Here is a 3,560-nt window from a genome sequence, read left to right as displayed (position 1 = left end):
ATTGCTGCCAAAATCGCCTCTCACACACTACGCAAATTGCTTCGCCGCCTTTTTGGTATTGATGTTCTCACCTTCCAGTCTCATTCTCTTTAATTCACATTAGACGTATTTTATGCAAATATTCAAACCTAATAGCTAAATTACTAAATCTAGATAGACTTTTAGTAGTTTACTTACAGTCACAATTTAGGCTAATTCAAATTCTTACGTCTCAATGGAGCATCCCACTTCCTGCGTTTCTTGCTTAGTTTGCAATATTTAACACCATTTAGTCTTTGCCAAAATTTTGTAAGGCAATCTATCTGAAAAAGATTTGTCCTCAAAAGGATGTGTAATTGGGATGTCAAATCCTTTGAGGTACTAGCAAGCAAAGATTTGTTGATTTTTTGTGCATAACTCAATAACCGATGTTTAAAGTTTTATGGAACTATGGGCTAGTTGTCCCAGCCCTTTTTAATGTATTTTTCATCCTGTCTTCAGATGCGATGGCGGAAGCCCCGCCTTCGGCGATCGCATCGGAAACACTGAATTTATCTGAGTCAAATAGTGCAACTCAGGCTGAATCAAATCAAATTGCCAATGTAGAGGTAATTGAAACGCCAGATTATTTACTATCTCAAACAGAAAATCTATTTTCTCAAGAGAATCTCACAGATGAAGAAAACTCCCTAGAACAAGTTACATCTGTTTCTGAATTATCTGATGTTCAGCCTACAGATTGGGCATTTCAAGCTTTACAGTCTCTAGTAGTCTGCCAAGGAAATTTTGCTAGGTTAAATGCTCGGATATAAACGCTGCATTTTTTTACGTGCATCCTTGGTTTTAAAACCCCAAAAAACACTGGCTTTTTGTTGATTACGTTGTGACTGCCAAGCAGCAATTTCAGAAGATAATGTTTCTACATTAGGAATACGTCGTTCTAAACATTGACGAGATAAAACAGATAACTCAATTTCTACTTGATTTAACCAAGAAGCGTGTTTAGGAGTATAGTGAAACTCTAATTTTTGAATAATTCGGCGTGCTTCTTGTGGCGAAAAAACTTCGTATAATGCACTTGGAGTATGAATATTTAGGTTATCAACAACTAAACGAATCACATCAGCTTGGGGGTAATAAACATCTACCAAATTTTTTAATTGTTTGGCAAAGTCTACTTTTGTACGACGTTGTGTAACTTCAATATGTCTCCACCCGGCTAAAGGTTCAAAAAAGGCAAATAAATTTACGACTCCGTTGCGTTTGTATTCATAGTCATAACGTTCAGGTTGCTCTGGTTCTGAGGGTATTGGTTTTCTAACTTCTTCTACTAATTGATATGGGCGTTTGTCCAAGCAGAGTACAGGTTTTTTCGGATTGTATGGCTCATTGTATAAATCCAGAACATCTTCCATTCTGAACACATACTCTGCGTTAACTTCTGGAATACACCACTGTTCTTTTAACCACGGTTTGATTTCATTTTTTTTAGAGTCTGGCGTATCGTTTCGTCGGAAATTGAATCTACTATCCCAACACTCACCAAATGATCTGCCAATAGTTGCATTGTCCAACGCACTCTTCCTTCTGGCGGATTAGAACAAGCAGTCCCAATCAAAAATGCTTCTTGTTTTTCATTTAATTTTTTTGGTTTTGGTGGATGTTCCCCATCCTTTAAAGCAAACTCTAATCCGCCAATAACAAACTTTTCTCTTGTCCTTTCCACTGTGGCAACATGAACTCGCACTGCCGCAGCGATCGCCGTATCCGTTTCTCTCTCAGCCGCCATCAAAAGAATGTTTGCACGGGTGATAGTTCTTGCTTTGTGCTTTCCTTTTTTCAGGATTGCTTGCAATTGTAAAACTTCATCTTCACTTAAATCTACAATATACTTTTTTGCCATGCTCAACCCCTTTTCTGACTAGTTTATCAAGTAGAGGTTATTACCTAGCAAAATTACCTTGGCAGACTACTAGCAGTGTAATTTTTACGGCATTTAAGTTAGCTTCAACTGGAGAGCTTTTCCAACACATGGGAATCAGTGCTGCGCGTGCTATGTCTGGTTTTATAGTTGGCGGCGGAGTTGGCTTTGTTTTAGGATTACTGACCTGGGTTTTCTAGGCTTTCAGAAAAATTGTTAGATAGTTCTCTGCAAATGTTGCGTACTATTCCTAACTTAGCATTAATTCCCCTAGTAATTTTATGGTTTGGAATTGGTGATCAAGCTAGATTATTTCTTGTTTCTATAGGTGTATTTTTTCCGATTTATCTTAATACCCATCATGGAATTCGTAGTGTAGATACTGGACTAATTGAAATGGGTAGAGTTTATGGCTTAAAAACATCCCACCTCTTGTGGCAAATTGTTTTTCCAGGAGCTTTATCTTCAATTTTGATTAGTGTCCGCTTTTCTTTGGGTATTATGTGGCTATCATTAATTGTAGCTGAGCAAATTGCAGCAGATTCCGGTATTGGTTATATGGCAATGAACGCCCGTGAGTTTATGCAAACAGACATTGTGGTGTTAAGTATTGTCATCTATGCATTACTAGGTAAACTAGCAAATTCTATAGCCAAAGTTCTAGAAAACAAATTTTTATCATGGAATCCCAATTACACATCTGCTGGGTAAAATTCTAGGACAAAAGTTAAACACTTATTTAGTTTTTGATTTTCATTTATTACCTTTAAAAATGTCAAATTCTCAATGCCTGAAAAACTCGAAAACAAGGGAAAATTCATATGATTTCAAATATACGAGGTTCACAACTCAATATTTTGGGTTTAAACAAAGTTTTTGGCAACAAAACTGTCTTAAACTCATTAAATCTAGAAGTAGCACCAGGAGAATTTATTGCTATTGTGGGGCGTAGTGGTTGCGGTAAAAGTACCTTACTGCGGCTAGTGTCGGGGTTAGATAAACCTACGACAGGCGGTATATTATTAGATGGCGAACCACTACGTAAGCTGAGTCAATCTGTAAGGGTGATGTTTCAAGACCCCCGATTACTACCTTGGAAACGTGTGATAGATAATGTGGGTTTGGGTTTGCAAGAAAATTGGCGTGCTAAAGCTACGTGGGTATTAGAACAAGTAGGACTTAAAGATAGAGCTGGTGAATGGCCTTATGTGTTATCTGGAGGGCAACGACAACGAGTAGCATTAGCCAGAGCCTTGGTGAGTCAACCACATCTATTACTACTTGATGAGCCTTTGGGAGCATTGGATGCGTTAACTCGCCTAGAAATGCAACATCTTATCGAAGATTTGTGGCAAGAGCGAGGCTTTACGGCATTTTTAGTTACCCATGATGTAGAAGAAGCTGTGGCGTTGGCAGACAGAGTTATAGTAATTGAAGATGGACGAGTTGCGTTAGATTTACCTGTAATACCAATTTGAAAAAAGAATGCGACAGATGGTAAATATAGACAGAAGTAGTATTCAGGGTATGTGATGGCAGGGGTAACGCATATTGAGATTGAAGAAAGTGTCGAGGAACTAGAGGAGTGGCTCAGACATCAAAAACAGTCTCGGTGCAAAGAACGAATACAAGCCCTATATCTGATTAAAGGGCAGGAAAT

General features: G+C 38.1%; 3 protein-coding genes and 2 pseudogenes. 4 read left to right on the top strand and 1 reads right to left on the bottom strand.

The window, feature by feature from the left end; genetic code table 11:
- A pseudogene (locus H6G18_RS25420) lies at positions 1-93 on the top strand (IS982 family transposase); the annotation flags it as partial.
- A 314-nt stretch (positions 94-407) separates the two neighbouring features.
- A complete protein-coding gene (locus H6G18_RS24410; RefSeq protein WP_242040462.1) occupies positions 408-791 on the top strand; it encodes a hypothetical protein in 384 nt (127 codons plus the stop codon).
- Here H6G18_RS24410 and H6G18_RS24405 read toward each other — a convergent pair.
- Positions 774-1,882 (bottom strand): IS630 family transposase gene (locus H6G18_RS24405; RefSeq protein WP_190409669.1). Its coding sequence is split into 2 segments (ribosomal slippage): positions 774-1,471 and positions 1,471-1,882, totalling 1,110 coding nucleotides; the frame shifts between segments, so codons are not numbered across the junction. The genes H6G18_RS24410 and H6G18_RS24405 overlap by 18 nt on opposite strands.
- Before the next feature lie 71 nt (positions 1,883-1,953).
- Here H6G18_RS24405 and H6G18_RS24400 point away from each other — a divergent pair.
- Both H6G18_RS24400 and H6G18_RS24395 read left to right on the top strand, forming a co-directional pair.
- A pseudogene (locus H6G18_RS24400) lies at positions 1,954-2,611 on the top strand (ABC transporter permease subunit); the annotation flags it as partial.
- A gap of 110 nt (positions 2,612-2,721) precedes the next feature.
- On the top strand, positions 2,722-3,378 hold the full coding sequence (locus tag H6G18_RS24395; RefSeq protein WP_242040461.1) for an ATP-binding cassette domain-containing protein: 657 nt from the start codon (positions 2,722-2,724) through the stop codon (positions 3,376-3,378).
- The last annotated feature ends 182 nt before the right edge of the window (positions 3,379-3,560 follow it).

The sequence above is a fragment of the Anabaena subtropica FACHB-260 genome (assembly GCF_014697105.1).
Lineage (GTDB): Bacteria > Cyanobacteriota > Cyanobacteriia > Cyanobacteriales > Nostocaceae > Trichormus > Trichormus subtropicus.
The sequence above is the reverse complement of the archived record's forward strand: the minus strand, read 5'-3'. Positions and strand labels throughout refer to the sequence as shown.

Bases quoted from the DNA above. Each gene is read 5' to 3' on its own strand.
- H6G18_RS24410 (WP_242040462.1), top strand. From the start codon at position 408: ATGTTTAAAGTTTTATGGAACTATGGGCTAGTTGTCCCAGCCCTTTTT.
- H6G18_RS24395 (WP_242040461.1), top strand. From the start codon at position 2,722: ATGATTTCAAATATACGAGGTTCACAACTCAATATTTTGGGTTTAAAC.